General features: G+C 62.1%; 27 protein-coding genes and 2 pseudogenes. 7 read left to right on the forward strand and 22 right to left on the reverse strand.

Annotated features, from left to right (window positions below; all coding sequences use genetic code 11):
- Positions 1-16 precede the first annotated feature (16 nt).
- From FME68_RS11880 to FME68_RS11895, 4 genes are all read right to left on the reverse strand, one after another.
- The gene (locus tag FME68_RS11880; RefSeq protein WP_046647456.1) at positions 17-622 is read right to left on the reverse strand and encodes a hypothetical protein; all 606 of its coding nucleotides are present in this window, start codon (positions 620-622) and stop codon (positions 17-19) included.
- Between the two features lie 53 nt (positions 623-675).
- Complete coding sequence (locus tag FME68_RS11885) at positions 676-1,017, reverse strand: hypothetical protein (protein ID WP_046647455.1); 342 nt, start codon at positions 1,015-1,017, stop codon at positions 676-678.
- 84 nt (positions 1,018-1,101) lie between these two features.
- Positions 1,102-1,608, reverse strand: coding sequence for a DUF6912 family protein (locus FME68_RS11890; RefSeq protein WP_175974375.1), 507 nt, complete (start codon positions 1,606-1,608; stop codon positions 1,102-1,104).
- A 12-nt stretch (positions 1,609-1,620) separates the two neighbouring features.
- Complete coding sequence (locus FME68_RS11895; RefSeq protein ID WP_010189184.1) at positions 1,621-2,031, reverse strand: HAD-IA family hydrolase; 411 nt, start codon at positions 2,029-2,031, stop codon at positions 1,621-1,623.
- 217 nt (positions 2,032-2,248) lie between these two features.
- Here FME68_RS11895 and FME68_RS11900 point away from each other — a divergent pair, with 217 nt between their 5' ends.
- Positions 2,249-2,686 carry a hypothetical protein gene (locus tag FME68_RS11900; protein WP_046647452.1) on the forward strand — a complete coding sequence of 146 codons (438 nt, stop codon included), beginning with the start codon at positions 2,249-2,251 and terminating at the stop codon, positions 2,684-2,686.
- Between the two features lie 42 nt (positions 2,687-2,728).
- Here FME68_RS11900 and FME68_RS11905 read toward each other — a convergent pair whose 3' ends face one another.
- Complete coding sequence (locus FME68_RS11905; protein ID WP_070512202.1) at positions 2,729-3,088, reverse strand: hypothetical protein; 360 nt, start codon at positions 3,086-3,088, stop codon at positions 2,729-2,731.
- 161 nt (positions 3,089-3,249) lie between these two features.
- Entirely contained in the window at positions 3,250-5,814 is a 2,565-nt protein-coding gene (gene secA, locus FME68_RS11910; protein ID WP_070545199.1) for a preprotein translocase subunit SecA, read from the reverse strand.
- A gap of 314 nt (positions 5,815-6,128) precedes the next feature.
- On the opposite strand from secA, the gene FME68_RS11915 reads away from it, so the two are divergent.
- A complete protein-coding gene (locus FME68_RS11915; protein WP_158397677.1) occupies positions 6,129-6,434 on the forward strand; it encodes a hypothetical protein in 306 nt (101 codons plus the stop codon).
- A gap of 125 nt (positions 6,435-6,559) precedes the next feature.
- Here FME68_RS11915 and hpf read toward each other — a convergent pair whose 3' ends face one another.
- The 7 genes and pseudogenes from hpf to FME68_RS11950 all read right to left on the reverse strand — a co-directional run bounded on the left by hpf (position 6,560) and on the right by FME68_RS11950 (position 13,205).
- Complete coding sequence (gene hpf, locus FME68_RS11920) at positions 6,560-7,198, reverse strand: ribosome hibernation-promoting factor, HPF/YfiA family (RefSeq protein WP_046647448.1); 639 nt, start codon at positions 7,196-7,198, stop codon at positions 6,560-6,562.
- 172 nt (positions 7,199-7,370) lie between these two features.
- The gene (locus tag FME68_RS11925; protein ID WP_230308996.1) at positions 7,371-8,051 is read right to left on the reverse strand and encodes a ComF family protein; all 681 of its coding nucleotides are present in this window, start codon (positions 8,049-8,051) and stop codon (positions 7,371-7,373) included.
- A 34-nt stretch (positions 8,052-8,085) separates the two neighbouring features.
- On the reverse strand, positions 8,086-9,795 hold the full coding sequence (gene lpqB, locus FME68_RS11930; RefSeq protein ID WP_046647445.1) for an MtrAB system accessory lipoprotein LpqB: 1,710 nt from the start codon (positions 9,793-9,795) through the stop codon (positions 8,086-8,088).
- On the reverse strand, positions 9,792-11,465 hold the full coding sequence (mtrB, locus tag FME68_RS11935; protein WP_268865445.1) for an MtrAB system histidine kinase MtrB: 1,674 nt from the start codon (positions 11,463-11,465) through the stop codon (positions 9,792-9,794). Before mtrB ends, lpqB begins: the two co-directional genes overlap by 4 nt.
- Before the next feature lie 69 nt (positions 11,466-11,534).
- Positions 11,535-12,221 carry an MtrAB system response regulator MtrA gene (gene mtrA, locus FME68_RS11940; protein ID WP_046647444.1) on the reverse strand — a complete coding sequence of 229 codons (687 nt, stop codon included), beginning with the start codon at positions 12,219-12,221 and terminating at the stop codon, positions 11,535-11,537.
- 1 nt (position 12,222) lies between these two features.
- On the reverse strand, positions 12,223-12,843 hold the full coding sequence (locus tag FME68_RS11945; RefSeq protein WP_070512220.1) for a dTMP kinase: 621 nt from the start codon (positions 12,841-12,843) through the stop codon (positions 12,223-12,225).
- A gap of 9 nt (positions 12,844-12,852) precedes the next feature.
- Positions 12,853-13,205: pseudogene (locus FME68_RS11950) on the reverse strand (DUF4259 domain-containing protein).
- Positions 13,206-13,535: 330 nt separating this feature from the next.
- Between FME68_RS11950 and FME68_RS11955 the strand changes: the two are divergent.
- Entirely contained in the window at positions 13,536-14,504 is a 969-nt protein-coding gene (locus FME68_RS11955) for a DNA-directed RNA polymerase II (protein ID WP_158397678.1), read from the forward strand.
- 18 nt (positions 14,505-14,522) lie between these two features.
- On the opposite strand, the gene manA is transcribed toward FME68_RS11955, so the two are convergent.
- Together manA and FME68_RS11965 are read right to left on the reverse strand one after the other, a co-directional pair.
- Entirely contained in the window at positions 14,523-15,770 is a 1,248-nt protein-coding gene (gene manA / locus FME68_RS11960) for a mannose-6-phosphate isomerase, class I (protein WP_158397679.1), read from the reverse strand.
- Between the two features lie 15 nt (positions 15,771-15,785).
- Complete coding sequence (locus FME68_RS11965; protein ID WP_230308997.1) at positions 15,786-16,739, reverse strand: exopolyphosphatase; 954 nt, start codon at positions 16,737-16,739, stop codon at positions 15,786-15,788.
- Between the two features lie 29 nt (positions 16,740-16,768).
- On the opposite strand from FME68_RS11965, the gene cobA reads away from it, so the two are divergent.
- Positions 16,769-17,497, forward strand: a complete 729-nt coding sequence (gene cobA / locus FME68_RS11970; RefSeq protein ID WP_052750512.1) for a uroporphyrinogen-III C-methyltransferase — start codon at positions 16,769-16,771, stop codon at positions 17,495-17,497.
- A 9-nt stretch (positions 17,498-17,506) separates the two neighbouring features.
- Here the strand turns inward: cobA and FME68_RS11975 are convergent, their stop codons facing one another.
- The 4 genes from FME68_RS11975 to FME68_RS11990 are packed head-to-tail and all read right to left on the reverse strand — an operon-like array spanning position 17,507 to position 21,120.
- A complete protein-coding gene (locus FME68_RS11975; protein WP_158397681.1) occupies positions 17,507-18,502 on the reverse strand; it encodes a sulfite exporter TauE/SafE family protein in 996 nt (331 codons plus the stop codon).
- Positions 18,495-19,187 carry a sirohydrochlorin chelatase gene (locus FME68_RS11980; RefSeq protein ID WP_158397682.1) on the reverse strand — a complete coding sequence of 231 codons (693 nt, stop codon included), beginning with the start codon at positions 19,185-19,187 and terminating at the stop codon, positions 18,495-18,497. The genes FME68_RS11975 and FME68_RS11980 overlap by 8 nt, the downstream gene beginning before the upstream one ends.
- An 11-nt stretch (positions 19,188-19,198) precedes the next feature.
- On the reverse strand, positions 19,199-19,453 hold the full coding sequence (locus tag FME68_RS11985) for a hypothetical protein (RefSeq protein WP_230308998.1): 255 nt from the start codon (positions 19,451-19,453) through the stop codon (positions 19,199-19,201).
- Positions 19,450-21,120 carry a nitrite/sulfite reductase gene (locus FME68_RS11990; protein ID WP_158397684.1) on the reverse strand — a complete coding sequence of 557 codons (1,671 nt, stop codon included), beginning with the start codon at positions 21,118-21,120 and terminating at the stop codon, positions 19,450-19,452. Before FME68_RS11990 ends, FME68_RS11985 begins: the two co-directional genes overlap by 4 nt.
- Before the next feature lie 229 nt (positions 21,121-21,349).
- Here FME68_RS11990 and FME68_RS11995 point away from each other — a divergent pair, with 229 nt between their 5' ends.
- Positions 21,350-22,702: an FAD-dependent oxidoreductase gene (locus FME68_RS11995; RefSeq protein ID WP_071407253.1), complete on the forward strand. Its 1,353-nt coding sequence runs from the start codon at positions 21,350-21,352 to the stop codon at positions 22,700-22,702.
- Between the two features lie 130 nt (positions 22,703-22,832).
- On the opposite strand, the gene FME68_RS12000 is transcribed toward FME68_RS11995, so the two are convergent.
- Both FME68_RS12000 and FME68_RS12005 read right to left on the reverse strand, forming a co-directional pair.
- On the reverse strand, positions 22,833-24,200 hold the full coding sequence (locus tag FME68_RS12000; RefSeq protein ID WP_158397685.1) for a phosphomannomutase/phosphoglucomutase: 1,368 nt from the start codon (positions 24,198-24,200) through the stop codon (positions 22,833-22,835).
- Positions 24,201-24,266: 66 nt separating this feature from the next.
- Positions 24,267-24,710, reverse strand: coding sequence for a DUF3499 domain-containing protein (locus FME68_RS12005; protein ID WP_080975101.1), 444 nt, complete (start codon positions 24,708-24,710; stop codon positions 24,267-24,269).
- Positions 24,711-24,803: 93 nt separating this feature from the next.
- Between FME68_RS12005 and FME68_RS12010 the strand changes: the two genes are divergently transcribed.
- Positions 24,804-25,274, forward strand: a complete 471-nt coding sequence (locus tag FME68_RS12010; protein WP_158397687.1) for a metallopeptidase family protein — start codon at positions 24,804-24,806, stop codon at positions 25,272-25,274.
- Between the two features lie 97 nt (positions 25,275-25,371).
- On the opposite strand, the gene FME68_RS12015 is transcribed toward FME68_RS12010, so the two are convergent.
- Entirely contained in the window at positions 25,372-25,620 is a 249-nt protein-coding gene (locus FME68_RS12015; RefSeq protein ID WP_005528147.1) for a WhiB family transcriptional regulator, read from the reverse strand.
- A gap of 515 nt (positions 25,621-26,135) precedes the next feature.
- On the opposite strand from FME68_RS12015, the pseudogene FME68_RS12020 reads away from it, so the two are divergent.
- Positions 26,136-26,305 (forward strand): annotated as a pseudogene (locus FME68_RS12020) (ISL3 family transposase); the annotation flags it as partial.

The following is a 26,305-nucleotide window of genomic DNA, read 5'->3' on the forward strand; positions in this document are numbered from 1 at the left end:
CCTTAAGCCCTAAGGCTTAGGCCGGAAGCATGGCCGCCAGCTGCGGCGGCAGGACGGTCTTCAGGAAGGGGCTGGCTGCGCGAAGAGCCATAAAGAGCACCGTCAGGGCGCCGGATACTCCGAGGATGATGGCGCCACCCTTGTCGATGTTGGAGGAGGTGTTATCACCGCTCGGTGCCTTCTTGTTGAACTCTTCCTTCTTGGCACACGCATCGAGAGCCTTGACGTACTCCGGCGCGATGTCGCGGAAAGTCTCGGCTACCTTGATGTTGTTCTTAGCGCGCTTGACGGCGTCCTCGTCACCGAGCTCGACCTCTGCCTCATAGCCAGCCAGAGCACGGTAGAGCTCGTCCGATTGGTTCTCTACGTCGCGAGCACGCTTCTCCGCGTCCTTGGGCGAAATCTTAAGGCCATCCTTCAGCAGGCTGCTGTCGACGTCGTTGTCCTTGGACTCCGCGTTCTTGAGGTCGCTGGCTTCGTCCTCGCTCAACGTGATGGTGCACTTGTCATTCTTGATGGAGGTGGTCACCGCACCCGCAGTGGGGGCAGCGATTCCGCCAGCAACAAGTGCGACGGACAAGGTGGAGGTAGCAACTACGCGGCGAAGACGAGAGGAAGTCATGCTGAGGGGACCTTTCGATCGAGCTGAGTTTTACTCCAGCAGACTATCAGCATTTAGCCCAACTTGGGCAGGTAATCACCGAACTCCTTGTATACAGCGAAGCCGATGCTGATAATTCCGAAGAGAATGGCGACGATAACCCCCATCGGTCCTTGCGAGGAGCCCTCAACGATGCGCAGCCACGGAGTCTTAGGCATCACGGCCATGTTGGGGTCCGGATTGTTGGGGTCAGGTTCGCTGGGAGCCGCTTCCTGAGCAGAGCTCCCCTGCACGGTCTGATTTGTCTGCGCTGCCGGCGCTACTGCTTCCTCTGCCCCGGCAATTGGTGCTGAAACGAGGGTTGTGACGCTCAGGGCTGCAGCGGTGATAAGGCTAGCAAGGCGAGTTGCCTTCATGATGGTGCTCCTTTTCTCAAGCAATGGCAATAAGGGCTTAGAGTAGCACCACCACTCGCGTTAGGGCTGTTAACGCTGGTGATCCTAGAGCAGTTCTACGAGGATGGGCAGCTCGGTGGGATCATAGAAAGCCATGAAGTTATCTAGGGCATCACCGACGGCGAGTTCGGCGTCTTCGTCGCCGAGGTCAGCATTGTCGATAGCGGCGATAGCCTTGGCGGTGGCAGCCTCGGATTCCTCGATGTCCACGTGGATAGCTTGCAGATTGTCCTTCGTGATAGTGGCCGGGTTGAGCGCCACGACTGGTTCACCCATGTCCGGCTTCGGGGTCACTACGGACTCGTCCACGTCGACGGAAATGACGACTCGGCGGTGCGGGAACTTGTCCTCATCGCCGATGGCCAAGAGCCGCAGGGAGGCCATGGAAGCCTCGAGGAAGGCAGAGTATTCGATCTCTTCTTCGTCGCCCTCCGTGTAAAACTCGCGCAGCGCCGGGGTTACTGTAAATCCCCAGCCGCTGCGGGCGGCAAGCTGGCCGGTTTCTTCCAGCTCTGTCAGCATGGCAAAAGTGGCTGGCAGGAAGACGCGCACATCCTTCGACACTTAGAACTCACCTTCAATGTCGAAGACTGCCTGGACTTCCACGCTGGTGCGGTCAAAGACCGTGTAGAGCATGCCCACCATGCCATTTTCCACCGCGGCGCGGACGTTGACGATGGAATCATCTACCATGACGCAGTCATTAATCGGCAGGTCGATAGCGTCCGCTGCAGCCTGGAAGGCGGCACGATCCGGCTTCTCCGCACCGACCTCGCCGGAAAGCACGACGGCATCAACGATGCCGCGGTATTCCCACTCGCGAATGTGCTCAGCGCCTGGGCCGCCCGGATCGTTAGAGAGAATAGCGGTGGCGACTCCGTTGGATTTCGCGGCGGCGAACAGCTCCCGCCAGCGCTTGACGTCTTCTTCGGTGCCGTCAAGCACGCCTACAAAATCGACGATGAGTCCACGCATATTATCTACCCTTCGCATTGAGCTGTGTTTATCGTCCGAAAGTATAGCGAACATACCGCCCGCCTGCTCCCACAGGCCAAGGCGCAGCGCCTTCTAGCCGAGGATCCCGCCAGCGTGGCACAATGAACGTGCGTCCAGCTTCCTTTCCTCCGCTCGCCTTCTCCTGCCCGAACGCCTTTCTCCGCGCTGCTCATCGCGGATAAGGACCGGATTCCGCATGTACACCCCCATCCCCGGCATGAGCCATCTGCAGCTCTATGTTGCTCCACAGCGTATCCGCTATGAGCGCGAGCCCACTGCTGGTGATCTCGCCACGCGTGACGAGATCCACGGGCTCGTCGTCATTGTTTTAGAAGTAGCCGCCGCTTTGCGGCCGATGAGCCATCTCAACAACCCGCGCTTTGCTCCAGAAATCATCACCCATGTACGCGCGTGGCGGAAGGCCCATGCAGCGGCAGAGCTCCGCGGGGGCATGGCACTCACCAGCTTGCATGCGCGCGCAAACGGCGAGTTCTTCGGTTCAGTGCTGATAGGTTCGCACCAGCGTGCTTTCACCGGCTCCGCAGCCGGGCGGCACATACGTTCCTTCCGGTTACTCTCAGTCGGCCCCAGCCCCAGTATCGCTGGAAGCGACCGGCAGGCTACGGGAGGCTAAACAAAAAGCCAAGGGATAACCTTGGCTGGAAACTGCGGGAGATTAAAAAAGCGAACCGAGCTTGATCAAGATGGGCGTCCAATCGATGCCGGCGAACGCCGCGGACGCACTCACCAGGGCCAAGCTGATACCGCCAAACATGGTGGCTCCGACCACAGGCAGGTTCTTTGCAGCTTCCTCGGAGGTTTCCGGAGCAGACGCAGCGCCGCACTGAGTGGCCACGGTGTCCTGGGAGCTGAGCACGGCGTCCTTGGAGGACTCATCGTCCTGCGAGCTCAAGACGGAAGAGAGCTGGCACTGCTCCTCGGGAGCAAGCTCGATAGCCGACGCAGCTGCGCCGCCGCCCAACAGGGTGGCAGATGCGAACACGGAGAGACCTACTCGCAGAGACAAGCGGCGCATATTAACTCAACCTTCCGAAGCAGAACAATTAATAATTTGACAGTATATACCTAACTGCTTCCAATAAAAAGGCGCCGTGGGGAGTTCTTCCCACACGGCGCCTCATCACTTTCCGCGCTTTCTAGCGCCCGCGCGCCAACGCAGTTTCAAGCCGCGGCAGATTAAGCTTCCGCTTCCGCGTTTGCTTCACCCGCTGCGCTCGCCTCTTCCTGGGCCTTGAACTGCTTGCGCAACATGAACAGCTGGCGGACGGTTTCTTCCTTCACTGCGTCGTTCATGGCGTTAAACATGTCGCCGCCCTCCTTCTGGTATTCCACCAGGGGATCGCGCTGCGCCATAGCGCGCAGGCCAATGCCTTCCTTGAGGTAATCCATCTCATAAAGGTGCTCGCGCCACTTCTGATCGATGATCGGCAGAATGATCATGCGCTCGGTATTGCGCATCTGGTTCTCACCGCCGATGGCAGTCACAGCGTCTTCGAGCTTGTCGTACTCAGAGTTGGCATCAGCCAAGAGGGCATCGCGCAGCTGCTCCGCAGATAGTTCACCGGCGGCGCCGTATTCGGTGCCGTCAACGAGCTCCTCATGCGTCATGGTCGGCCCGTACAGGGACTCCAGCGCATTCCACAGCTCATCGAGATTCCAGTCCTCCACGTAACCGGTAGCAGTAGCCCCTGCCACGTAGGCGGACACGGTGTCATTGATCATCGTCCGAATGTTGTCCTTGATGTCGTTAGCCTCAAGGATGTCGTGGCGGGTGGCGTACACCACCTTGCGCTGCTCGTTAAGAACCTCGTCGTACTTGAGCACGTTCTTACGCATCTCGAAGTTCTGGTTCTCCACCTGTGCCTGCGCACCCTTGATAGAGTTCGACACCATCTTGGCCTCAATCGGCACGTCATCCGGCACGTTGAGGCGGTTCATCATGTTCTCCATGGACTGGCCCACGAAGCGCACCATGAGCTCATCGCGCATGGACAGGTAGAAGCGGGTCTCTCCCGGGTCACCCTGACGTCCGGAACGGCCACGCAGCTGGTTATCAATACGGCGCGACTCGTGGCGCTCGGTGCCCAGCACGTAGAGGCCGCCGGCCTCACGGACCTCATCGCCCATCTTCTTGGAGCGTTCCCTCTCCTGCTCGATCTCAGCGTCCCAGGCTTCCTGGTACTTCTCCTCGTCCTCGAAGGGATCGAGGCCGCGGTCCCGCAGCTTCTCATCCAGGATGACCTCGGGGTTGCCACCGAGCACGATATCGGTACCACGGCCGGCCATGTTGGTTGCCACGGTGACGGTGCCAGGGCGGCCAGCACGGGCGACGATCTGGCCCTCTTCCTCGTGGTGCTTGGCGTTGAGCACCGAGTGCTTGACGCCGCGCTTGCTCAGCAGCTGGGAGAGGTACTCGGAGCGTTCCACGGAGGTGGTACCAACGAGCACCGGCTGACCGGCAGCCACGTGCTCCTCGATGTCATCGACCACCGCAGCGAACTTCGCTTCCTGGGTCTTGTAGATGCGGTCGGAGTGGTCGGTACGCTGGTTCGGCTTGTTGGTCGGAATCGGCACCACGTCGAGACCGTAAATGGAGTGCAGCTCGGCCGCCTCAGTTTCTGCGGTACCGGTCATGCCGGAAATCTTGTCGTAAAGGCGGAAGTAGTTCTGGAGGGTAACGGTCGCCAGCGTCTGGTTCTCGTTCTTGATCTCCACCTCTTCCTTCGCCTCAATGGCCTGGTGCATACCTTCGTTGTAACGGCGACCAGCCAGCACGCGGCCGGTGAATCCATCCACGATGAGGACCTCGCCATTGCGGACGATGTAGTCCTTATCGCGGGTGAAGAGCTCCTTCGCCTTCAAAGCGTTATTGAGGTAGGACACCAGCTGGGAGTGCTCAGGTGCGTAGAGGTTTTCAATGCCCAGCTGGTCTTCGACGAATTCCACGCCTTCCTCAAGCACACCAATGGTGCGCTTCTTGTGGTCCACCTCGTAGTGGATGCCTTCGCGCATCTTCGGGGCCAGCTTGGAAAAGACTCCGTAGAACTGAGAGGACCCATCGACCGGGCCGGAAATGATGAGCGGGGTACGCGCCTCATCGATCAGAATGGAGTCAACCTCATCCACGATGCAGTAGTTGTGGCCGCGCTGGACGGTTTCATCGAGTGAGCGGACCATGTTGTCGCGCAGGTAGTCAAAGCCCAGCTCATTGTTCGTGCCGTACGTGACGTCGCAGGCATAGGCTTCCTTGCGCTCTGCAGGGCGCATCTCGGAGAGGATGACGCCGACGGACAGCCCCAGCCAGCGGTGAACACGGCCCATCATCTCGGCGTCACGCTTAGCCAGGTAGTCGTTGACGGTCACGATGTGGACGCCTTTGCCTTCGAGGGCGTTAAGGTAGGCCGGCAGCAGTGAGGTCAGGGTCTTACCCTCACCAGTGCGCATCTCGGCAACGTTGCCAAAGTGCAGGGCGGCACCGCCCATGATCTGCACCTTGTAGTGCTTCTGGTCGAGCACGCGCCAGGCGGCTTCACGCACGGTGGCGAATGCTTCGAGAAGCATGTCATTCATCTTTTCGCCATCCGCCAGACGCTTCTTAAACTCGTCTGTCTTAGCCTTAAGCTCGTCGTCCGACAGCGCCGCGAATTTATCTTCTAGGGCAATAACATCATCAGCAATTTTAGCCAGGCGCTTGACGGTGCGTCCCTCACCGGCACGGAGCAGCTTGGAAAGTCCAAACACGTCTAGATAGTCCTTCTGGTCGCGACAATAAAGTTAACTCGTCGCCATTGTACTCACTAGCTTTTCCGTATCGATTCGCCACCCAACCCAAAACGCAAAATCCGATACTTAACCCGCGCCCGCACGCGCGCCCATCCTGTGTTTTCTCAGAACCGAAGAGCTAGTCGTCCAAAGAGCTGTGCGCCGCAGCCAACTGCTAACAGTTGCGCGTCTCACAACGAAGGTTTATATAAGGGCGCGACAAGGGCGCCCACGTCCCCAACCCGCAGTCCCCTACTCACCCGGACGCAGAACGAGACAGAACAGGAAAGACTATGCAGTTCTCCAAGATTGCCGTAGCTACCGCTACCTCCGCAGCTTTAGCTTTGAGAACCATAACCGCCCCCGCCGCCGTGGCTGATGATTCTGAAGCACCGCGCGGTGGTAGCGCCATGTGGACCTATGACGCGATCATGACCGGAACCATGGATGCCATCGCCACTTCCCACCGCCCAGGGTCGCATCCCACCGAAAACTTCGGACTGGATCTGATTCTGTTCGCCCCAGTGGCCTTGCTCATGCTGCCACTGCAAAAGCTAGCTGAGGCCGAAGTGCACCTGTCCAGCCAATTCGGAGTATAGCTGCGTCGCGAGGCGATAAACGAAAACACGTTTCCCCGCGCTGCATGTTCAGCGCGGGGAAACGTGTTGTAGCCGGGATAATTTTCCCGAAGGGCTTAATACTTAGCCCTTAGGACGCTTAGCCCTTAAGCGTCCGTCAGGGAGATAAGGCCGTAGTCGAAGGCGTGGCGGCGGTAGACCACGGACGGCTTGTTGTTCTCCTCGTTGATGAAGAGGTAGAAGTCGTGGCCGACCAGCTCCATCTCGCTGAGTGCATCATCCACGGACATCGGGGTAGCCGGGTGCTCCTTGAAGCGCACAACCTGGCCCGGGCGAACGTCCTCGACGGTCTCTGCGTACGGATCGATGTAGCGTTCTTCCTTACCGGGCTTAGCCGCTTCAGCCTCGGCGACCAGCTCGGCAGCAATCTGACCGGTACCCTTCTGGGCGCGGTGGCCGGACTTCACGTTCTCGCGGCGCACCTTTACCTTACGCAGGGAGCGCTCCATCTTGCCCAGCGCGGTCTCGAGTGCCGCGTAGAACGAATCTTCCTTAGCCTCAGCGCGGGCGATGTGCCCCTTGCCGGTAGCGGTAATCTGCAGGCGCTCTGCCTCAGACTCGCGGCGCGGGTTCGGCTCGTGCTGCAGCTCCACGTGGAAGAAGGTCAGGGTCGGATCGAGGCGCTCGATCTTGGCTAGCTTTTCAGTGACACGTTCCTGGAAGTGCTCCGGAACCTCCACGTTACGACCGGTGATGGTGACCTGAGCGTTGGTCTGCTGGGACATGTAATGCCTCCCTTTACTCGTGGGGACTGAATGACTGCACATTCTGCGGACCTCATTCAAGCCTGTGATTCGGGGCTTAGTGTCCGCTTCCCTGTGACACCCCTCATGCTACCACTGGTCATAACCAACGGGTTCACTGGCCCCCTCTACAGACGCTGGATGTCGCTCCACCCTACGCATCTGCCAGGGCAATCGCCCCCGCCACGTCACCCCCGACGGCCCACACGCGAGCTGCGCTGGCGCGGAGTGTCGCGCCGGTCGTGATGATGTCGTCGACAAGCAGCACGCTGCGCCCCGCCAACGTACGGGCGGCCGGCAGCAACCGCACGGCACTGCGCATATTGTCTGTGCGCTCCGCTGCGTTGAGCTGCGACTGATCCGCACTGCCTTCGGCCGTCATCAAGGCATTAACCACGTCCCAACCAGGAAGCCGAGCAGACGCCGCCTGGCACAGCGCGGTCACCGGATCACCACCACGCTTGCGGGCCGACGACGCCCGTGTCGGGGCGGGCACCAACAGCGCGGTCTCCGGAATCTCGCCGCGGGCGCGCAGGTAGTCGATGCCAGCGGCAAGCACCGCGCCTAAGTGCGCGCGCACCGCCTGGTGTCCGCGTTCCTTCATCGCGATGATGACCCCGCGGCGAGTATCGGAATACGGTCCGAGCGCCCACGCCGGAAACCCTAATGGCTGGGGACGTTCCACACGGCGCGGAATCTGGCGCAGGTGGTGCTGGCAGGCAGCGCACAGCACGCCACCCGCAGAGGTCTCACCCCCGCACCCGGCGCACGGGCGCGGCAGGAACAGCTCCATGAGCGCGGCGGTGGCCTCACCTATCCCCCGATGTTTCGGCATGCGCCCAACTCTAGCCTGACTCCTGAGCTGTCCTCTAACGAGCGATAATCGGAGAGGAACGCACTCCCTGCAGGCCCTCAACCTCGCGCCAATAAGAACGCTCGGATCCACCCGCGGGAAGTTGCAGCAGCGCATGCGCATCGGTGACATAAAGCGTCGACGGCGAAGAGGCCACCGCGACCACGGGTGCGGTGATATTTCCGGTGGGCAGTGTGGTGGCCGACGATCCGTCTTGCTCGATGCGCCACACCGGAGAGCTCGACGCCGAGGTACCCACGAGCAGGGAGCCGTCTGTCTGCCACTCCACCGACAAAGCAGAGCCGGCCAGCTCTGGGCCCACCTGGTGAACGTTGACGATGCGCCGCTCACCCGACGTCGCGCGGGCAACCACACCGGTATAAATGCTGCCATCGATAATCATGGCGATACGCGCTCCCGTCAGGGACAGCCGGATGACGGAGATTTCGCCTTCCACGTTCTCTAATGCGGAGGTGTCCACCTCCGCGGTGCTCAGCTCGCCGGTGGCCGGCGAGCGTGTCACGCGGACCACGTGCTTGCCGTCGACGACGGTCCACGCCACCTGTCCTCCCACCTCGAAGGTGGGGCGGGCTAAAGTTTCACCCTTGACCGAATCCTTGAGCTCGTGGCCGAGCTCGCCCATCGCCAGCTGTGACTCCTTCTCAGAGCGCTTGCGTACCGCGGCGACCATGCCCTCATCGGAGACGTCCGCGGACTGGATATCGTGAATCTGCCCGGCCATTCCCTGCACCTCGGTGCTGCCTTCACCTTTAACCTCGAGGAGTGAGCCGTCATTGACCGCGTAGAGCTTAGGCACGGACTGGGCAGCCACCTCTGGGTTGAACTCAGCAAAGTCATCGATGGTCATTTCCTCCATGCCGTCGACAAGCGGGCTGCCATCGATGGTGGCGCGCACTGAATTCGTGATCTCTGCGTTGTTGAGGGTCCAGACCAACTGGGCGGCGAACTTGAGGCGCTCCTCCTGGGTCATTCCTGCCATCCCGCTGAACTCGTAGACGCCATCGTTGATTCCCAAGAAGGTAGCGTCCTTGGGGCTTAAGGTGGACGTCGCCGGCGCGATATCGGAGGACGGCCCCTGCAGCAGCAGGGTCACTAGCTCCGAGGCGATTGACTCCTTCCCCGAATAGAGCCAACGACGGTCCGCCACCAGCAGGCGTTGGGTTGTATCGAAAAAGTACAGCGACTGCGGCCGGTAGCGGTTGCGCAGTTCGGTGCGCTCAATCACAGCACCAGTGGGCAAATCCGTGATGCGCCATTGCCCATTGAACTGGCGCAGTCGGACGGTTGCTTCGATGCGCGAATTATCGGGGACATAAGCCCCGCCATTGGCCAAACGGCCAATAATATTGCCGCGGACCGAGTATTCCAGGTCGCCGTCTTCCATATTGGACGTCACGAGATCGATGGAATCCACCACCAGAACGGTATCCGTGGGGTCCCAGGAATTAGCTATATTCGTCGAAAGGAAGGTGCGGGCGGCGGCGTAGTTACCGGTGGGAATCGCCACCGCCGAATAGAAGTCACGCACGAGGAGATCAGGCTCGCTATCTGTACGCGGTTCGACGACAGCATCGTCTGCCCGGTCATGCGGTTCGAAAGTCCCGATCACTTGCGGATCCGTGTTGTTCGGCAAGGTCGAGCACCCGACGAGGGCTATGAGCGCAACGCAGCTGAACACTGCGAGTGGGCGGCGGGCCGGCATCATCGCTGGGCCTCCTCCTCGAAATCAGGAACGGTGTTGTGATTGAAAGGCGTGTCCACGCCACGGGATTCGCGCTCTGAAGGCCACACGATTCCTGTGTCCGACTCACCTTTAAACACAGGCATGCCCGGCTCCGAGGTCACCTCGAGCGCGGATTGTTCTTCTGCCTCGACCTGCTCCGGGGCGCCCGGCACCTCCAGAGCGATGGGCTCAGACTCAACCGTCTGGCCTGGTGTGCGCGGCAGGATCAGCCGGAAGCGCGAGCCCACGCCGAAGTAGCCAATAGCGTCCAACGTACCGCCGTGCAGCACCGCATCCTCGCGGGCGATGGCAAGGCCCAGACCGGTTCCGCCAGAATGGCGTTTACGGGAAGAATCCGCGCGCCAGAAGCGGTTGAACACCAACTCCTCCTGGCCCTCCTTGAGGCCGACACCGGAGTCGGTGACAGCGATGCCGACGGCGTCCTCCGTCGCCCCGATATCCACGGTGACGGGTTTGCCTTCAGAGTGATCAATGGCGTTCGCGAGCAGGTTGCGCAGGATGCGCTCGACACGCCGTGAATCGCATTCGACGGCCACGGGTTCCTCCGGAACATGCACGATGACCTCCACATCGAGCTCGGCGGCGAGGTGTTCAACCTGGCTCAGTGCGGAGTCTACGCAGGAACGAATATCGATGGAGGCCGTGGACAGATCCGCCACGCCCGCATCGTGGCGAGAGATCTCCAGCAGATCCGCGAGCAAGTCCTCGAAGCGATCCAGCTCCTTAATAAGCAGCTCCGCCGAGCGCTTGGTATAAGGGTTGAACTCATCCGCGTCCGCCGCAATGACATCCGCCGCCATGCGCACCGTGGTCAGTGGCGTGCGCAACTCGTGGGACACGTCGGAGGTGAACTGCCGTTGGAGATCGCCATACTCCTCCAGTTGGGTGATTTGTTTGGAGAGCTTATCCGCCATGTCGTTGAAGGAGGAGGCAAGGCGGCCCATCTCATCATCCGAGTTGACCACCATGCGCTCACGCAGGTGACCGGCGGCAAAGCGCTGCGCGATGCGCGATGCAGAGCGAATCGGCACGATCACCTGCTGGGTAGCCAGCCACGCGATGCCCACGAGGAGAACCACGACGACCACTCCAGCAGCGGAGAGCAATCCGCGCATGAGCGCCATCGTCGATTCCTCAGACTCCATGGAGAGCACGAGGTAGACCTGGGTATTCGGGATATCACTTTCAATGGGGGTGCCCACCATCAGTGCGTTGTAGGTAGCCCCCGATTGCTGGTCCACCGTGGCGTACTGCTGCACGACTTGGCCCTGACCGACGAGCTCCCGCATGCCATCGGGGATGCGGTAACCCTCCGGTGAGGTGGTGGCTGTGCCGTCGGAGTTCTCCACAAGGATGACCGGCTCGTACACGGCCTGGGCATCAGGTTGCTGTGCCGACATCTGCCCCAGTGCGGCGCGTGCGGAGTTGATACGCACCTGCGTTGAGTTAGCCGTTCCTGTCGCATCAATCTGTTGCTCCACGGCTACGCGGGCGCGGTCGAGCTCTTGCAGCGCGGTGTCCTCTTTCTGGCTCACCAGCTGCTGCGTGAGCACCGACACCAGGGCGTAGGCCAGAATGATCATGACCACCGTGGAGGCCACCAGCATCATGCCCAGCACGCGTGTCTGCAGTGACGTACGCCAGCGCTCGACGATGCCATCCCGGGCTCGCGCTAACCAACCAAAAATAGCGGCAGTCCTTTACTCGGCGGTTTTTCCAGTCTTGTACCCCACACCGCGCACGGTAAGGACGATGTGTGGATCCTCCGGATCGTGCTCAATCTTGGCGCGCAAGCGCTGAACGTGCACGTTGACGAGGCGAGTATCCGAGGCATGGCGGTAACCCCAAACGGATTCGAGCAACGCCTCGCGGGTATGGACCTGCCCGGGCTTGCGGGCCATTTCCAAAAGGAGGTCGAACTCCAGCGGGGTCAACGAAATTTCCTCGCCGCCCTTGCGGGTGACGGTGTGCTCGGGAACGTCGATCAGCAGGTCCCCTACCTCGATGATCTCTCCCGAGCCCCCGTCGATCCGGCGCAGGCGCGCACGGATGCGGGCGATGAGTTCCTTGGGCTTGAAGGGCTTGGTGATGTAGTCATCCGCCCCGGATTCGAGGCCGAGGACCACATCGACGGTGTCCGTCTTCGCCGTGAGCATGACGATGGGCACAGAGGACTCGGTGCGGATGGCACGGCAAATATCGACGCCGTTCATGCCTGGCAGCATGAGATCCAACAGGATCAGATCTGGGTCGTGCTCGCGGAAGGCCGGGATGGCCTCGTTACCATCGTTGACGGCAATAGGTTCCAGCCCCTCTGCCTCAAGCACGATGGTGAGCATTTCGGCGATTGCCGGGTCATCATCCACGACCAAGATTTTCGGTGCCACGTTATTGTTCTCCTACAAGCTCCTTGACAGCTTGGATAATCATATCGGCATCCGCGGTGGCGATCCACTGCCCAGCCCACTGCTGCTGCGCTAGACGACGGTAAGCAGCGGCCGTGCGGGCCTGCAGCCCCGCATCCCGCTCATAGCGATCGCGATGGCGCCCCTCATCCTCCGCCGCCCGGGCTACGGCGCGCTGGCCGGCGACTTCGACGTCAGTGTCCAAGAAGATCTGCAACTGTGGAACGGGAAGGCCAAAACGCTCGAATTCGAGCTCGTAGACCCAGTCAACGATGAGCTCCCCGCCCACCCTTGCGGCGGAGTAGGCGGCGTTCGACGCCACGTAGCGATCCAGGATGAGCAAGGAGTCTGCGGATTCGGCGGCGGCGAGCAGCTGTTCCTTGGCGCCCCACCGATCCAGGGCGAAGAGGGTGGCCATCCCGTAGGCCGAATCGGTGAGATCTCCCATGCGCCCGTAGAGCGCTTCCTGCGCGAGCTGCGCGTGCACGGAGTCTTCGTAGCGCGGGAAGCTTAAGACCGAGACCTCGCAGTCGAGCTCTTCCCGCAGACGCTGGGTGATGGTGTTCTTTCCCGCACCATCGATTCCTTCAATACTGATCAGCATGCTGGCGTACTAGGACAGCGCCTCGATGAAGGGCTCGAGGTCGTAGTCCTCCTCGACGCCTTCGAGCAGCTCGAGGGCGTGCTCGTTGAGGTTCTCGCTCCCGGAACCGGCCAGATCACGAATGAATGGGTAGTCCTCAACCACCTCCCCGGCGCTGAACGGGCGCCCGCCCAAATCGCGGCGATCGTGGCCGCCGCCAGCGCGTTGCGTTGCTCGTCCTCGGTCTGATCCTCACCGGAGACCGCCAGGGCGCAGGCATCATCGACCGCGGCAACGATCTCTTCGTCCTCAAGGTCTGCCAGTTCATCCAAGAAGTCGACGTTGACTTCGTCGGCGAAGATGTCCTCATCCCATGAGCTCATTGTTTCTCCTTCATCTTTACGCGAATAGGGGGTTTATGTTGGGGTCTATTTTCTTGTGTCCACGGTGGGTCAGTGTGGCGTCGTGGGGCACGCCCACCGCCAAGCCGCTATCTAATCCAATTTCTACCATTCTTTAGGCGCCCTTATGCAAGGCTTCGGCCAATGAGCCCGTTTATTACAGCTGCGCCACAGTTCTCCGTAACGCCGACCTGCCTGCATTGTGGAAAGAGGTATGAACAGGGATTATTGCCCAGGCCATTTACTATCCCTATATTCGTGCTATCGTTGTTACCGACTTGTGACCTTTGTGCAGTTAGGAGAGCGCCCCGCATGACGAGCAGTTCACGCCGCATCCTCGCCTTCGTGGCGGCCGGCCTCCTGTGTGCCGTCGCCGTGGGCGTCGCGGTGTGGCGCATGAGCGCACCCGAATCCGTCGTGGCTAAGCCCTCGGCCGCCACCGCGGTGTCGAGCACAGCCACCACGTCCTCATCAGCGACGCACTCCTACACCACCACGGCTTCTCCGACGACCACCCAGTCGAAGGACTCGCACACGCCGGTTGCTGCACCGGCAGAGGATCCGTACTTAGCGCCGAACGCCGTTGTCAACAACACGGAGCCCGCTGGCCCCACGGCCGTCTACCGCCCGGATAACGTCTCCTCGCTGCAGAACCAGCAACCGCAGGCGACACAGAACGCACAGAACCCGCAGAACCCGCCGGCACCGGTTGCTACCACCCCAGCGACTGCTCCCTCGACTGACTCGTCGACGGCCTCCGAATCCGTGGCACCTGGCTCTACCCCGCAGCACACCGAGCCAACGCCGCCGCCGGCCACCCTGGAGCCGCAGACTGCCGCACCGCAGGATTCGGGCCCACAGGAATCCCGCGGGGAACGCGAGCACAACCCCCAGTTGACCGAGCAGCAACCCACCGAGGCCCCTATCTCCCCGCAGGGCGAGGACTCCCCTAAGGCTTCTGATTCCTTCATCCCGCAGCCGGCCGGGCTCGCCCAAGAAGCCCCGAAGCCTGACGCCGAGCCTGACTCCGTTACGGAACACCGTGAGCCGACCGAAGCCGAGCAAAAGCAGTGGGACGAGTCTGCCCAGCACGGCAACGAGGCGCTAGAGGAGCTGGCGCGCGAATCCGAGGCGCACCGGACCAATGAGGCCCCCACCCCGGCAGCCCCAACGGATGACGTCCCCGCCGCGGAGGAACCGTCCGCAGAAACCCCCACCGCCGTTAAGCCGGGCGAGAAACCCATGGAACCCGCCGCCGAACCGGCAGCGGTGCATCCTTAAAGCGGTGCACCTTAAGCTCTAGACGCGAGCGACAAATACCTCCGCGCCTTCGGCCTTCGCGGCACGGATCGTGACGGCTGGGTCGCTGGCTGGAATCCATGCTGCGTGGCCAGCGCTGAAGTCGACGCTCTCCCCCTCGTCGTTGCTCACCGTGGTTGCGCCAGCGGTGCACAGCAGGATCATCGGGCCATCGCTGTCTACCTCGGCGGAGTCCGCACCCGAAAGCTCCACGCGGTCCAGCAAGAATTCCCCAATCGGCACCGGGTAGGCCCACGCCGTGGCGCCCGTAATGCTGCCTGCTGCTTCCTTTTCAGCTGCATCTGCGTGCGCTACTTGCTCCACTCGCGGATCCTCTGCCGCCTGATACGTCAGGACCTTGACCAGTTCAGGGACGTCAACGAACTTCGGGGTCAGGCCGCCGCGCAGCACGTTGTCCGAGTTGGCCATGATCTCCACGCCCAGACCAGACACATAGGCGTGCAGCTGTCCGGCGTCGAGGTAGATCGCCTCACCCGGCTGCAGGACGATGTGGTTCAGCAGCAGCGCGCCCAGCACGCCGATGTCCCCCGGGTACTGCTCGTTGATCTTCGACACGGTCCCCATCACGGTAGACATCCACGGCTCACCGGCTTGGCTTTCGCGCAGGCGCTCGCCCGCGGCTACCACTGCGCTGATAAGCTCCTTGCGCTTAGCACTGGGGATAGTGATCCACGTGGTAAACAGCGCGCGGAGGCTGTCGCCTTCAGCAGCGGGGTCCGGATCGAGCATGCCCTCGTAGTGCGCGAGCTCTTCGCAGTCCAAAGCCGCGAAGAGGCTGCGGGTCTGCGAGAGGGGGCGGAAGCCCGCCATGGCGTAAAACTCTGTGAGTGCCACGATGAGCTCCGGCTTGTGGTTGTCATCCTTGTAGTTGCGGTTGGCCGCCGTGAGTTCGATACCCTCCGCGTTCTCGCGAGCAAAACCTTCCTCGGCCTGTTGCTTGGACGGGTGCGCCTGCAGCGACAGCGGCTCGGCGGCAGCCAGGATCTTCAACAGGAAGGGCAGTCCGGCTCCGTACGTTTCCGCTACCCGCTTGCCCAGTTGTCCTTGCGGATCCGCGGCGATGATCTCATCCAGCTTCTCGCCATCCACCGTCGAGGGATCAGCCGGGTGCGCGCCGAACCACAGCTCAGCCACCGGGCTATTAGCTTCCGGTTCGCCGAGCAGCGTGGGGATCAGCGTGCGCGAACCCCACGAGTAGTTGCGGGCAGCGCTGGTGAGCAACTTCATTGACTTCCTCTGTTTCTATTTCACGTCGTAGGCGGTCGCGGCATAACTGCGCGTAATCAGCTGCAGCGCGCGGGCCAATTCCCCACAGGAGGTATCGGCGCTCGCTGCTGCGAAAGAGTGGGGAAGGTTCGCCTCTTCCTGTCCCCATAAAACAACTCTCAAGGGTACCAAAGGCTCTTCCGCTTCAAACGGGTCATAGAAGATGTCAGTCTGGTCTGTGTGCAGAATCGGTCCTAAGCCTTCCGCATCAACAACGGTCCCTCCCAGCCCGTGGGCTGCCCACAACGCGCCGGCCATGCGGGCAACAAGCGCGTCGAGGTGCACGCGCGTGCGCTCTTCTGACAGCGCATAGGGATCAGGCCCGCTGCTGTGGATGACCCGGCCGCCGTCCACGAACTCACGCAACGCGCGCCCAGGGTTCGTCGTGGAGTCACGTTGCGGGGATAGTGCTTCCAGCTCACGGTCCACGGCATCGGCGACATCCTCCAGCCGGCGGGAGACGAGAACTGGGTCTTCGCTCAGCACCGCGTACACCGCGTGCACAGCTGTAATCACGCGCACCGGGGAAATCCCTTCGGCGGTGGGTAGGTTGTCGAAGACGATGGTGTCCTCGGGAGCATCCTCAATCTCATTGAGGAGGACGGTCGTGGCACCCCGGCGCGCAGCAGTATGCAGCGCGCGCTCCACCCACGGGCTATCCCCCGCCACCACCACGACGTCGAGGGCACCAGTAAAGCGCGGCAGTGATTCGCTGACCATGATGGGGACTTCAGCGGGCTCAGCTAGGCCCACAGCAACGTGAGCGGCAGCGCGGGAAATTTGGTCCGCAGCGAGGACGACGAGGCTTCGCGGACGGAGTCCGCCCAGCACGCGAGCAAGCTCCGGCACGGATGCAGCCACCACGCGCGCTTGGGCGCCTTCGTGGGCGATGTCAAAGAAGCCCACGGTTTCGGGGTCATAGGAAGTCATAGGCCCGAGCATAGCTAGGATGAGTGTCCATGAGCATTCATCCGGTAGTCCTTGTCGGCGGCGGCCCAGGCGCGTGGGATCTGATTACCGTGCGCGGCATGCGCGCGCTGCAGGAAGCCGAGGTCATCGTGGCCGATCACCTCGGTCCCACTGCCCAGCTGGATAAGCTGTGCGATATTGACGCCAAGGAGCTTATCGACGTCTCCAAGATCCCCTACCGCGCCCAAGTAGCCCAGGAGCGTATCAACGAGATCCTCGTGGAGAATGCCCGCCAAGGGCGCCGCGTGGTCCGCCTCAAAGGCGGGGACCCGTATGTGTTTGGGCGTGGCTTCGAGGAGCTCACTGCACTCACTGCGGCGGGCATCCCGGTGGAGGTCGTCCCCGGGGTGACCTCGGCTGTCGCGGTGCCCGCACTGGCGGGGACGCCGGTGACGCACCGCGGCGTCGTCCATGCCTTCACCGTGGTCTCCGGGCACCTGCCGCCAGGCCACCCCAAGTCCTTGGTGGATTGGGCAGCACTGGCTCGTTCCGGGGCTACCTTGTCCGTCATCATGGGCGTCAAAAACGCGGCCGCCATCGCCGCCGCGCTGATCGACGCCTCCCTCTCCCCCCACACCCCCGTGCGCATCATTCAGGAAGGCTCCCTCGATGGCGAGAGAGCCTTCAGCTGCGAGCTCGCGGAGCTGGGGGCCACCATGGAGGAGCACTCGGTGGCTCCACCGGCGGTCATCGTCATCGGTGAGGTTGCTGGGCTCTAGTCCCGAGTTCTACTCAACTCCGACGCGCTCTTCCTCCGATTCCGAAGAGCTGCCAGCTTCGGAGCCCTCGCGGCCGGTCGGCTCCGTCGTTTCAACTACACGGCTGCCACCGCGTTGCTGCTCGCCAGCATCCCCCTCCGAGCTCTGTGCAGACTGGGCCCGGCGCTGGTTCGCCCAGACCGTGAGAGCAAAACCGAGGACCAGCGCAGCGACCTGCAGAAGAAGGATCTGCTGATGCGCCAGCGCCCACCCTAGGGCCTTCGGAATGTTGAGCGTCACGATAGCCGTGCCCACGAAGCCTCCAAGGAGCGTGGGGCTGATGCGCGAGATGAGCCAGGCTGCAATCGGTGCGGTGATCATCCCGCCGATAAGCAACGCTACAACCGCGGCAGCGTTAGCCACGATCTCCTCCCAGAGGCCAACGATGAAGCCCGCCGTGGCGCCAAAAGTGACGAGGAATTCTGCGGTGTTGACGGTGCCGACGATGCGCCGCGGCTGTTCGCGGCCGACCGCCATGAGCGTCGAGGTGGAAATCGGGCCCCAGCCACCACCGCCCGAAGCATCGACAAAGCCTCCCACCACGCCGAGCCCCGCGAGAAAAGGAGTGGAGTGCTGTCGGGTCTCCTGCGATGTACTGATCCGTGGGCGTGAGAAGCGCCAGACTAGGTTGATGCCGAGGACCACGAGAATAGCGGAGGTGACGGGCGCGGCAGCCTCGAGCGAGAGGTTAGACAGAACCGTCGCTCCAATGAAGGCCGACAAACCTCCCGGCACGCCGAGCTTGAGCACTGTGGGCCAATGCACGTTGCCAAAACGCCAGTGGCTGATTCCGGAGACCAAGGTGGTGCCTAGCTCCGAGGTATGCACCACGGCGGAGGCCGTCGCCGGTCCCAAACCCGCCAGCAGCAGGATGGTGGTGGAAGTGACGCCGAAGCCCATGCCGATGCCGCCGTCGACAAGCTGCGCGGCGGCACCCGCAATCGCGATGAGGATGAGGCTACGCATGGGCCACCTCCGCATAACGGTGGGAAACAATGCCGGCGAGTGCCTCACCCAGCGGAGGGAGAACCTGCCGGGACTCCCCGCCCCTGTGCCCTGCATCCTCGTCGAGGCGATCTAAGAGCAGGCCGGGGCTCACAAAGAGTGGCACGACGACCTCCTGATTGCCATCTGAGCCAACGGGCTCGCGCTCACCACGCGTGGCGTAGGCAACCTTCGCTGTGCAGCCGGTGAGTTCGCCCACGCGCCGTGCTAGATCCGCGACGGCAGCGTTGGCACGCTCATCGGAGGAGCCGACAGAATAAAGCAAAACGGTATCTGTCCCCTCCGGAACGCGCTCGGCCAGCAGACGCGCCATGTCCTCGCCGGTACCGAGGCCACGGGCTTGGTGAAGGCGCACTCCGGACGCCGCAGAGGCCTGGGCCAAAGCTGCAGGAACATCGATGCGCTGGTGGTAGCCCTCGGTAAAGAGCAAAGGCACAACGACCGCCTCGCGTACCCCTTGCGCTGCTAGGCTGCGCGCCGCCTCATCGAGCGGCGGGTCATTGAATTCCAAGTGTGCGGCGGTAGCCGGCGCACCGGCTAGCTCGCCAGCGGCGTGGGTCAGGGCCATAACGTTCGCTGCGGCCTCGGGGTGGCGTGAGCCGTGTGACAGGGTTAGTAAAGCAGTGGTAGCGGTCGGGGCGGTCATGGTGTGTTTCCTTAAGTGTGAGCTTTCGCGGCGGAGTGGCCGCGGCGAGCGAGAGAGCGCTGCAGCGCCTCCGCGGAGGAGACCGCCGGCGCTGGCGCTACGGGGGCATCGTCTTGGCCGTGGAAGCGTACGGAAAAGATGCGGAGGCATTCTTCGCACTTCCAGGCAAAATCATCTTCCTCATCGGGAAACAGGTTTGTTCCGGCGCAGTAGGGACAAAAGGCTGGGTGGTTGCGGTTGGGGTTGGGCTGGCGGCGGAAATTCACTGCAGGTCCTCCTCGTCCGCGCGCAGGACCCAGTGGCGGAACTGCTCGCCGTCCTCGCGCTGCTCCTTGTACTTGTTGACCAAGCGAATGACATAGTCCGGAACCTCATCCGCCACCACCTTGTGTCCGCGCAACTTGCGGCCCCAGTCCGGGGATAGGCCGAGGGCGCCGCCTAGGTGAACCTGGAAGCCTTCGACGCGGTTGCCATCGGCATCGGTCACGATCTGTCCCTTGAGGCCAATATCCGATACCTGCGAGCGTGCGCAGGCGTTGGGGCAGCCGTTGAGGGCGACGGACAGAGGGACGTCGAGATCGCCGAGGGTATCTTCCAGGATGTCGACGAGCTCGATGGCGCGGGCCTTGGTGGTCACGTGCGCGAGCTTACAAAACTCCAGCCCGGTGCAGGAGATGACGCCGCGGCGGAACTCCGAGGGTTTTGAGTACAAGCCGGTCTCATCCAAGGCGCGGGACAGGGCAGGGATATCCTCTTCTTCCACGTCGAGGAAGAGAAGCTCCTTCATCGGGGTCGTGCGGATGCGGTTGATTCCGAATTTCTCGGCCACGTCGGCGATGGCGATGAGCTGCTCACCGGTGGCGTGCCCCACGGTGGGCTTGACGCCCACGTAGAACTTGCCGTCCCGCTGGCGGTGCACGCCGAGGTGGTCGCGGTCGCCAGGGGCGATGGGGAGCGGGAGGCCGTCGAAAAGCGGCGCGTCCAGATACTCCTCTTCTAGGACCCTGCGGAACTTCTCAATGCCCCACTGCGCCACGAGGAACTTCAGGCGCGCGCGGTTGCGGTTGCGGCGGAAGCCGTAGTCGCGGAAGATGCGCGCCACACCGGCCCATACCTCCGGCACGCGCTCGAGCGGAATCCATGCGCCGAGGGACTGCGAAAGCATCGGGTTGGTCGACAGGCCACCGCCCACGAAGCAGTCGAAGCCGGGCCCGTACTCAGGGTGATTCGTGCCCACGAAAGCAACGTCCTGGATTTCGTGGGTGACGTCTTGGCGGGCGTTGCCGGAGATGGCGGACTTGAACTTACGCGGAAGGTTATGGAATTCATCGCGCAAGAGGTAATCATTCTTGATCTCCTCAATGGCCGGGGTGGCATCGATAATTTCGTCGGCGGCCACTCCCGCTACCGGCGAGCCGAGGATAACGCGCGGCACGTCACCACAGCCCAACAGGGTATCCAGCCCCACAGAACGGAGCTTTTCCCAAATCGCGGGGACATCTTCAATCTGAATCCAATGCAGCTGGATGTTCTGGCGGTCCGTAAAGTCCGCAGTCGAGCGCGCATAATCGCGCGAAATCTCCCCCACCGCCCGCAGCTTGGCGGGGTCCGCACGGCCGCCGTCGAAGCGCACGCGCATCATGAAGTATTCGTCCTGTAGCTCAGCGTTGGAGAGCTTGGAAGTCATCTCCCCGCCTAGGTTCTGGTTGCGCTGGGTGTACAGGCCCAACCACTTGAAACGCGGAGCAAGGTCCTCTGCGGGAATAGAGGAGAATCCCTGCTTGGAATAGATATCGATAACGCGCTGGCGCACGGCCAAGGCATCGTCGGCCTGCTTGATCTCCTCGTCAGCGTTAAGCGGCGCGGTGCCGTCAATCTTCCACTGGCCTTCCGGTTTCTTCGCGCGTGGCTTTCGCTGTGTGGCGGTGGTCATAATATGCTGCCTTTCGTCGGATACTGAAAACCTACCGGTCTAGCTAAAGTAGACAAAGCAGTCTTTTTTATTTTCTTCCGAATATGCAAAGCACGCTGGGTTTATGCCACAATGTTCTCCGAATGTAATTAGGCCCAGTTGCCCTCCAGCAGACAAGCCGGTTCAATGAAACCCACGCTTGTTTAGACCTAAGCTTTCGTTAGTTACTACAACATTCCGAAAGGCCATCATGACTCAGCAGCCCCTGAAAGTAGCCGTCATCGGCGCCGGCCCAGCCGGCATCTATGCCTCCGACATCCTGGTGAAGAAGACCGGCGGCAACGTTCAGATCGATCTCATCGAGCAGATGCCCGCCCCCTTCGGGCTCATCCGCTACGGCGTGGCTCCGGACCACCCGCGCATTAAGGGAATCATCAACTCCCTGCACCGCGTGCTCGACACCGAGCAGATTCGCCTTCTCTCCAACATCAACGTGGGCCGCGATGTCACCGTCTCCGAGCTCGAGGAGTACTACGACGCCATCGTCTTCGCCACCGGCGCAGTCGGCGACCTGGGCATGAACATCCCAGGCTCCGATCTCGAGGGTATCCACGGTGCGGGCGAATTCGTCGGCTTCTACGACGGCAACCCGCGTTTTGAGCGCTCTTGGGATCTCTCCGCCACTGACGTCGCGGTGATCGGCGTGGGCAACGTCGGCCTCGACGTCGCCCGCATCCTGGCCAAGACCGGGGATGAGCTCAAGGAATCCACCGAGATTCCCGACAACGTCTACGAGTCCCTGGCCAAGAACCAGGCCACCACCGTGCGTGTCTTCGGCCGCCGCGGCCCGGCGCAGGCCAAGTTCACCCCGCTGGAGCTCAAGGAGCTCGACCACTCCCCGACCATCAACGTGGTGGTGGACCCGGAGGACATCGACTACGACGAAGCCTCCCTCAAGGCCCGCGAAGAGGCTAAGTCCTGCGACCTGGTGTGCCAGACCCTGGAAGGCTACGCCATCCGTGAGCCGAAGGACGCCCCGCACACCCTGCAGATCCACCTCTTCGAGCAGCCGGTTGAGTTCATCGGCGAAAACGGCAAGGTGACTGCCGTAAAGACCGAGCGCACCGCGCTCAACGGCGATGGCTCCGTCTCTGGCACCGGCAAGTTCACCGAGTGGCCGGCTCAGGCCGTCTACCTGGCCGTGGGCTACCGCTCCGATGCCATCGAGGGCGTTCCCTTCAATAAGCAGAAGAACGTCATCAATAACGACGGCGGCCACGTGGTTGACCTCGACGGCGAGGTCGTGCCGGGCCTATACACCACCGGCTGGATCAAGCGCGGCCCGGTGGGGCTTATCGGCAACACCAAATCCGATGCCACGGAGACCATCGGCATGCTGCTTGCCGACGCCGAAGCAGGCAACCTCTCCCACTCCCGTGACGAGGACATCGTCGAGCTCTTCGAGTCCAAGGGGCTGGAGCACCTGACCTGGGAGGGCTGGAAGAAGCTCGACGCCGCCGAGCGCGCCCTGGGTGAGGCCGAGGGCCGCGAGCGCAAGAAGTTCGTCGAGTGGGAAGAGATGGTCAACCACTCGCGCGGCTAAGCCGGCTCGACCCAAATTAAAACTGCCCTATCTGACGAAGTTATCGCTCCCGCCGCAATGAACGCGGGGAAAATCGTCAGATAGGGCAGTTTTTCTTCAAGGAATTAGTGTGAAGGCACGTGCCTTCACACTAGGCGCGGATGATGGCGAGCACCTCGTCGACGATGGCCTGCACCTCGTCAGCGGTCTTGGCCTCAACGTTGAGGCGCAGCAGCGGCTCGGTGTTGGAGGCGCGGACGTTGAACCAGGCGTCAGTGCCCTTCAGCTGTACGGTCACGCCATCGAGCTCGTCGACGGACTCAATCTTGTCCGCCAGCTCATCCAGCACGCGCTGGGTCGTAGCCTTCTGATCCTCCACGGTGGAGTTAATCTCACCCGAGGCCTCGTAACGCGAGTACTGCGCCATCAGTTCGCTCAACGGCTTGTCCTGCTCACCCAGGGCCGCCAATACGTGCATGGCCGCGAGCATGCCGGAGTCCGCGTTCCAGAACTCCTGGAAGTAGTAGTGAGCGGAGTGCTCGCCACCAAAGACCGCCTTCTCCTTGGCCATCTGGGCCTTGATGAAGGAGTGGCCCACGCGGGTGCGCACGGCCTTGCCGCCCTTCTCAGCGATGAGCTCCGGAACCGTCTTCGAAGTAATCAGGTTATGGATGACGGTGGCACCGGGGAACTTGTCCAGGTAGCGCTCCGCCACCAGCGCACAGATGGCGGACGGCGGCACCGGCTGGCCCTTCTCGTCCACCACGAAGCAGCGGTCGGCATCACCGTCGAAAGCCAGGCCAATATCCGCCTTCTGCTCAACGGTGAACTTCTGCAGGTCCACCAGGTTCTTCGGATCCAGCGGGTTGGCCTCGTGGTTAGGGAAGGTACCGTCCAGTTCGAAGTAGAGGTCGCGCACGTCGAAAGGCAGCCCCTCGAAGACCGCCGGGACGGTGTGGCCGCCCATGCCGTTCGCGGCATCCACCGCGACGACGAGCGGGCGAGAATTCTCCAGCGGCACCAAGCCGCGCAGGAAGTCGGCATAATCACCGAGCACCTCGCGCTCAGTCACGGTGCCTGGCTCGCCGTCGAAGGCCGGGGTGCCGTCGATCAGCATGTCCTTAATCTGCTCCAGGCCGGTCTCCTGGCCCACCGGAACAGCACCCGCGCGGCACAGCTTGATGCCGTTGTACTTCGCCGGGTTGTGGGAGGCGGTGAACATAGCGCCCGCACAATTCAGGTGGCCAGCAGCAAAATACAGTTCATCGGTCGAGGTTAAGCCGAGTTGGATGACATTGAGCCCCTGCGCAGCAGCGCCCTCCGCGAAAGCAGCGGCCAGCGACGGGGAGGACGGACGCATGTCATGGCCCACCGCCACGGTGCTCTCCCCTTCCCCGCGGAGAATCGCGGCAAAAGCCGCACCAGTATCACGCACGAGGTTCTCATCGATGTCCTCGCCCACGACACCACGGACGTCATAGGCCTTGATCACTGCATTGAGCTGTTCACGAGTTCGCATAGCCCACAAGCATACCCCCGTCGACGCGGTAATCCGCGTCCGACGGGCTAGAAAGCGCCCGAGTGGCTACTCTGCGTCCGGAACCACCGTTAGGTGAGCTCGGCGGCGCTGGCGGGCATCATGCACTCGGCGGGTGCGGAACACAGGGTGGTTTGAGTTACGCGGATCGGCGCCATCGAAGGTGGCGGAGTAGTCAATGGGATCGGCACCGGAGCCGGCCGTGGAATCATCCACCAGGCCAGTGGTCACGCGCCCGGCCTCGCGGACGGCTTCGGCGAGCGCGGTGAGATCATCGTCCTCATCGAGCTCGATGCGGTCAACACGCACCATCTCCCAGCCTTGCGGGGCGGTGATGCGAGCGCTGTGCTTTTCGCACAGGTCCCAAGCGTGGGGATCGGTCTCTTCGGACAGTGGGCCCACGACGGCGGTTTGCTGCGCGTAGGCGTAGGTCAACGTCGCCACGGCGGGACGGCCGCAGCCGGGGCGGGAGCAATGGCGAGAGCTAGTCACGCGCCCAAGTCTAAACCCTAACTTGAGATTTAGATAGTCCAACGCGGCGCGCCTCGCCGCAAGCCTCCTTCAGCCCGGCCTAAACTAAGCCGCATGAGCACGCCCCGCCCGCATATCCGCCCGGCCCGCCACCGCCACGGCCGCGGTGCACGAGGGCCGCTGCTGCCGCACAACACGCCGCGCTATCGCAGCAGCGCCGAGCGCTTCGATATGGCGGTGCTCGAGGCCTACGCCCCCATCCATAACGCCTTTGCCGAACAACTCATCGGGCTCGACCTTGCCGTTGATACCGTGCCCCGGATGCGCCTGTCGGTAGACATGACGGTCATGCCGGATGAGATCATCGCCGACGGCCCCGTTCCATTGGGGCGCATCGTGCCTGCGGGCGTGGATTCCGCCGGTCAGCCTACGCGCGCCCGCCTGGTTATTTTCCGCATGCCCATTGAGGAGCGCGTGCAGTCGGCACAGGAGCGCGAGGAACTGCTATCGACCGTGCTTACCGCACTAGTGGCCAATTACCTGAACGTCGATCCCGGAGACATCGATCCGCGCTTTACCTGGTAAACCACTCCTGAAAACCCATCGCTCCCCCTCACCGCTGGGGCTGAGGGCCCAAACGATAAGGGGGAGCGATGACGCTGCACTACTAGATCCGCTGCGCTTAACCGATCTCACGCTTTAATCGGCGGCGCTCACGGTCTGACAAGCCGCCCCAAATTCCAAAGCGCTCATCGTGCTCCAAGGCATATTCGAGGCATTCATCCCGCACTGCACAGGCCTGGCAAATGCGCTTAGCCTCGCGCGTCGATCCTCCCTTTTCTGGGAAGAAAGCTTCCGGGTCCGTCTGGGCGCACAGCGCCTGGTCTTGCCACTCCTGCTCGACGGCACCAAAGAGTTCATCGAGCGACATCTCTGCAGCAGCACCGCCACGGAGAATAGCGCTGTTATTCGTTGTATTGTCCACGCCGCTTCCTTTCTCCGAGGTCGTTTCTCTCTTGATTCAGTGGCACCGACCCTACACCGAAACAATTTCTCGGTGCCGCGCCCGCCGTGCCGTTGATTACACTGATGTCATTTCACACCGGATCACTAAATATCGTCAACCTGTCGCGGAAGATTTTTGTTGGGCTCCAGCGAAAACGCTGTACAGCATCCCCAACTTTCACATCAGTCACAGATCTCCTAGTTAAGGGGTGATCATCGGGGGTACTACATGTAGTGGCCACCCCCGACCCTGTGAACAATTCCAAGGTTTCTTCGGCGTGTCGCCACCCAGTCGGGCAAAACGGCCCTTCCGGTTTCGGGGTGCGTAGCGGGGTGAAGTAGAACGCGACGGGTTCAGCGGGTCGCCACAACATGTAGGGGTCCCTGGTGTGAAGATGAAAGTTGCTACACAACCATCTAAACCCACCAGGGACCCGTACTGTGAAGCCTACTGGAAACCTCGTCGCCGACACCATCTGCCGTACCGCGGAAATCGGACTTGCCATCACCGGTGCCGCTGATGCCGGACCACTGACCATCATTGAGGCCACGCCCGTAGCCGTTAGCGGCGCGTGCCCGGACTGCGGCCAGCCAGGCAAGCTGCGCGACCA

This window comes from Corynebacterium hiratae, assembly GCF_009708045.1.
GTDB classification, from domain to species: Bacteria; Actinomycetota; Actinomycetes; order Mycobacteriales; family Mycobacteriaceae; genus Corynebacterium; species Corynebacterium hiratae.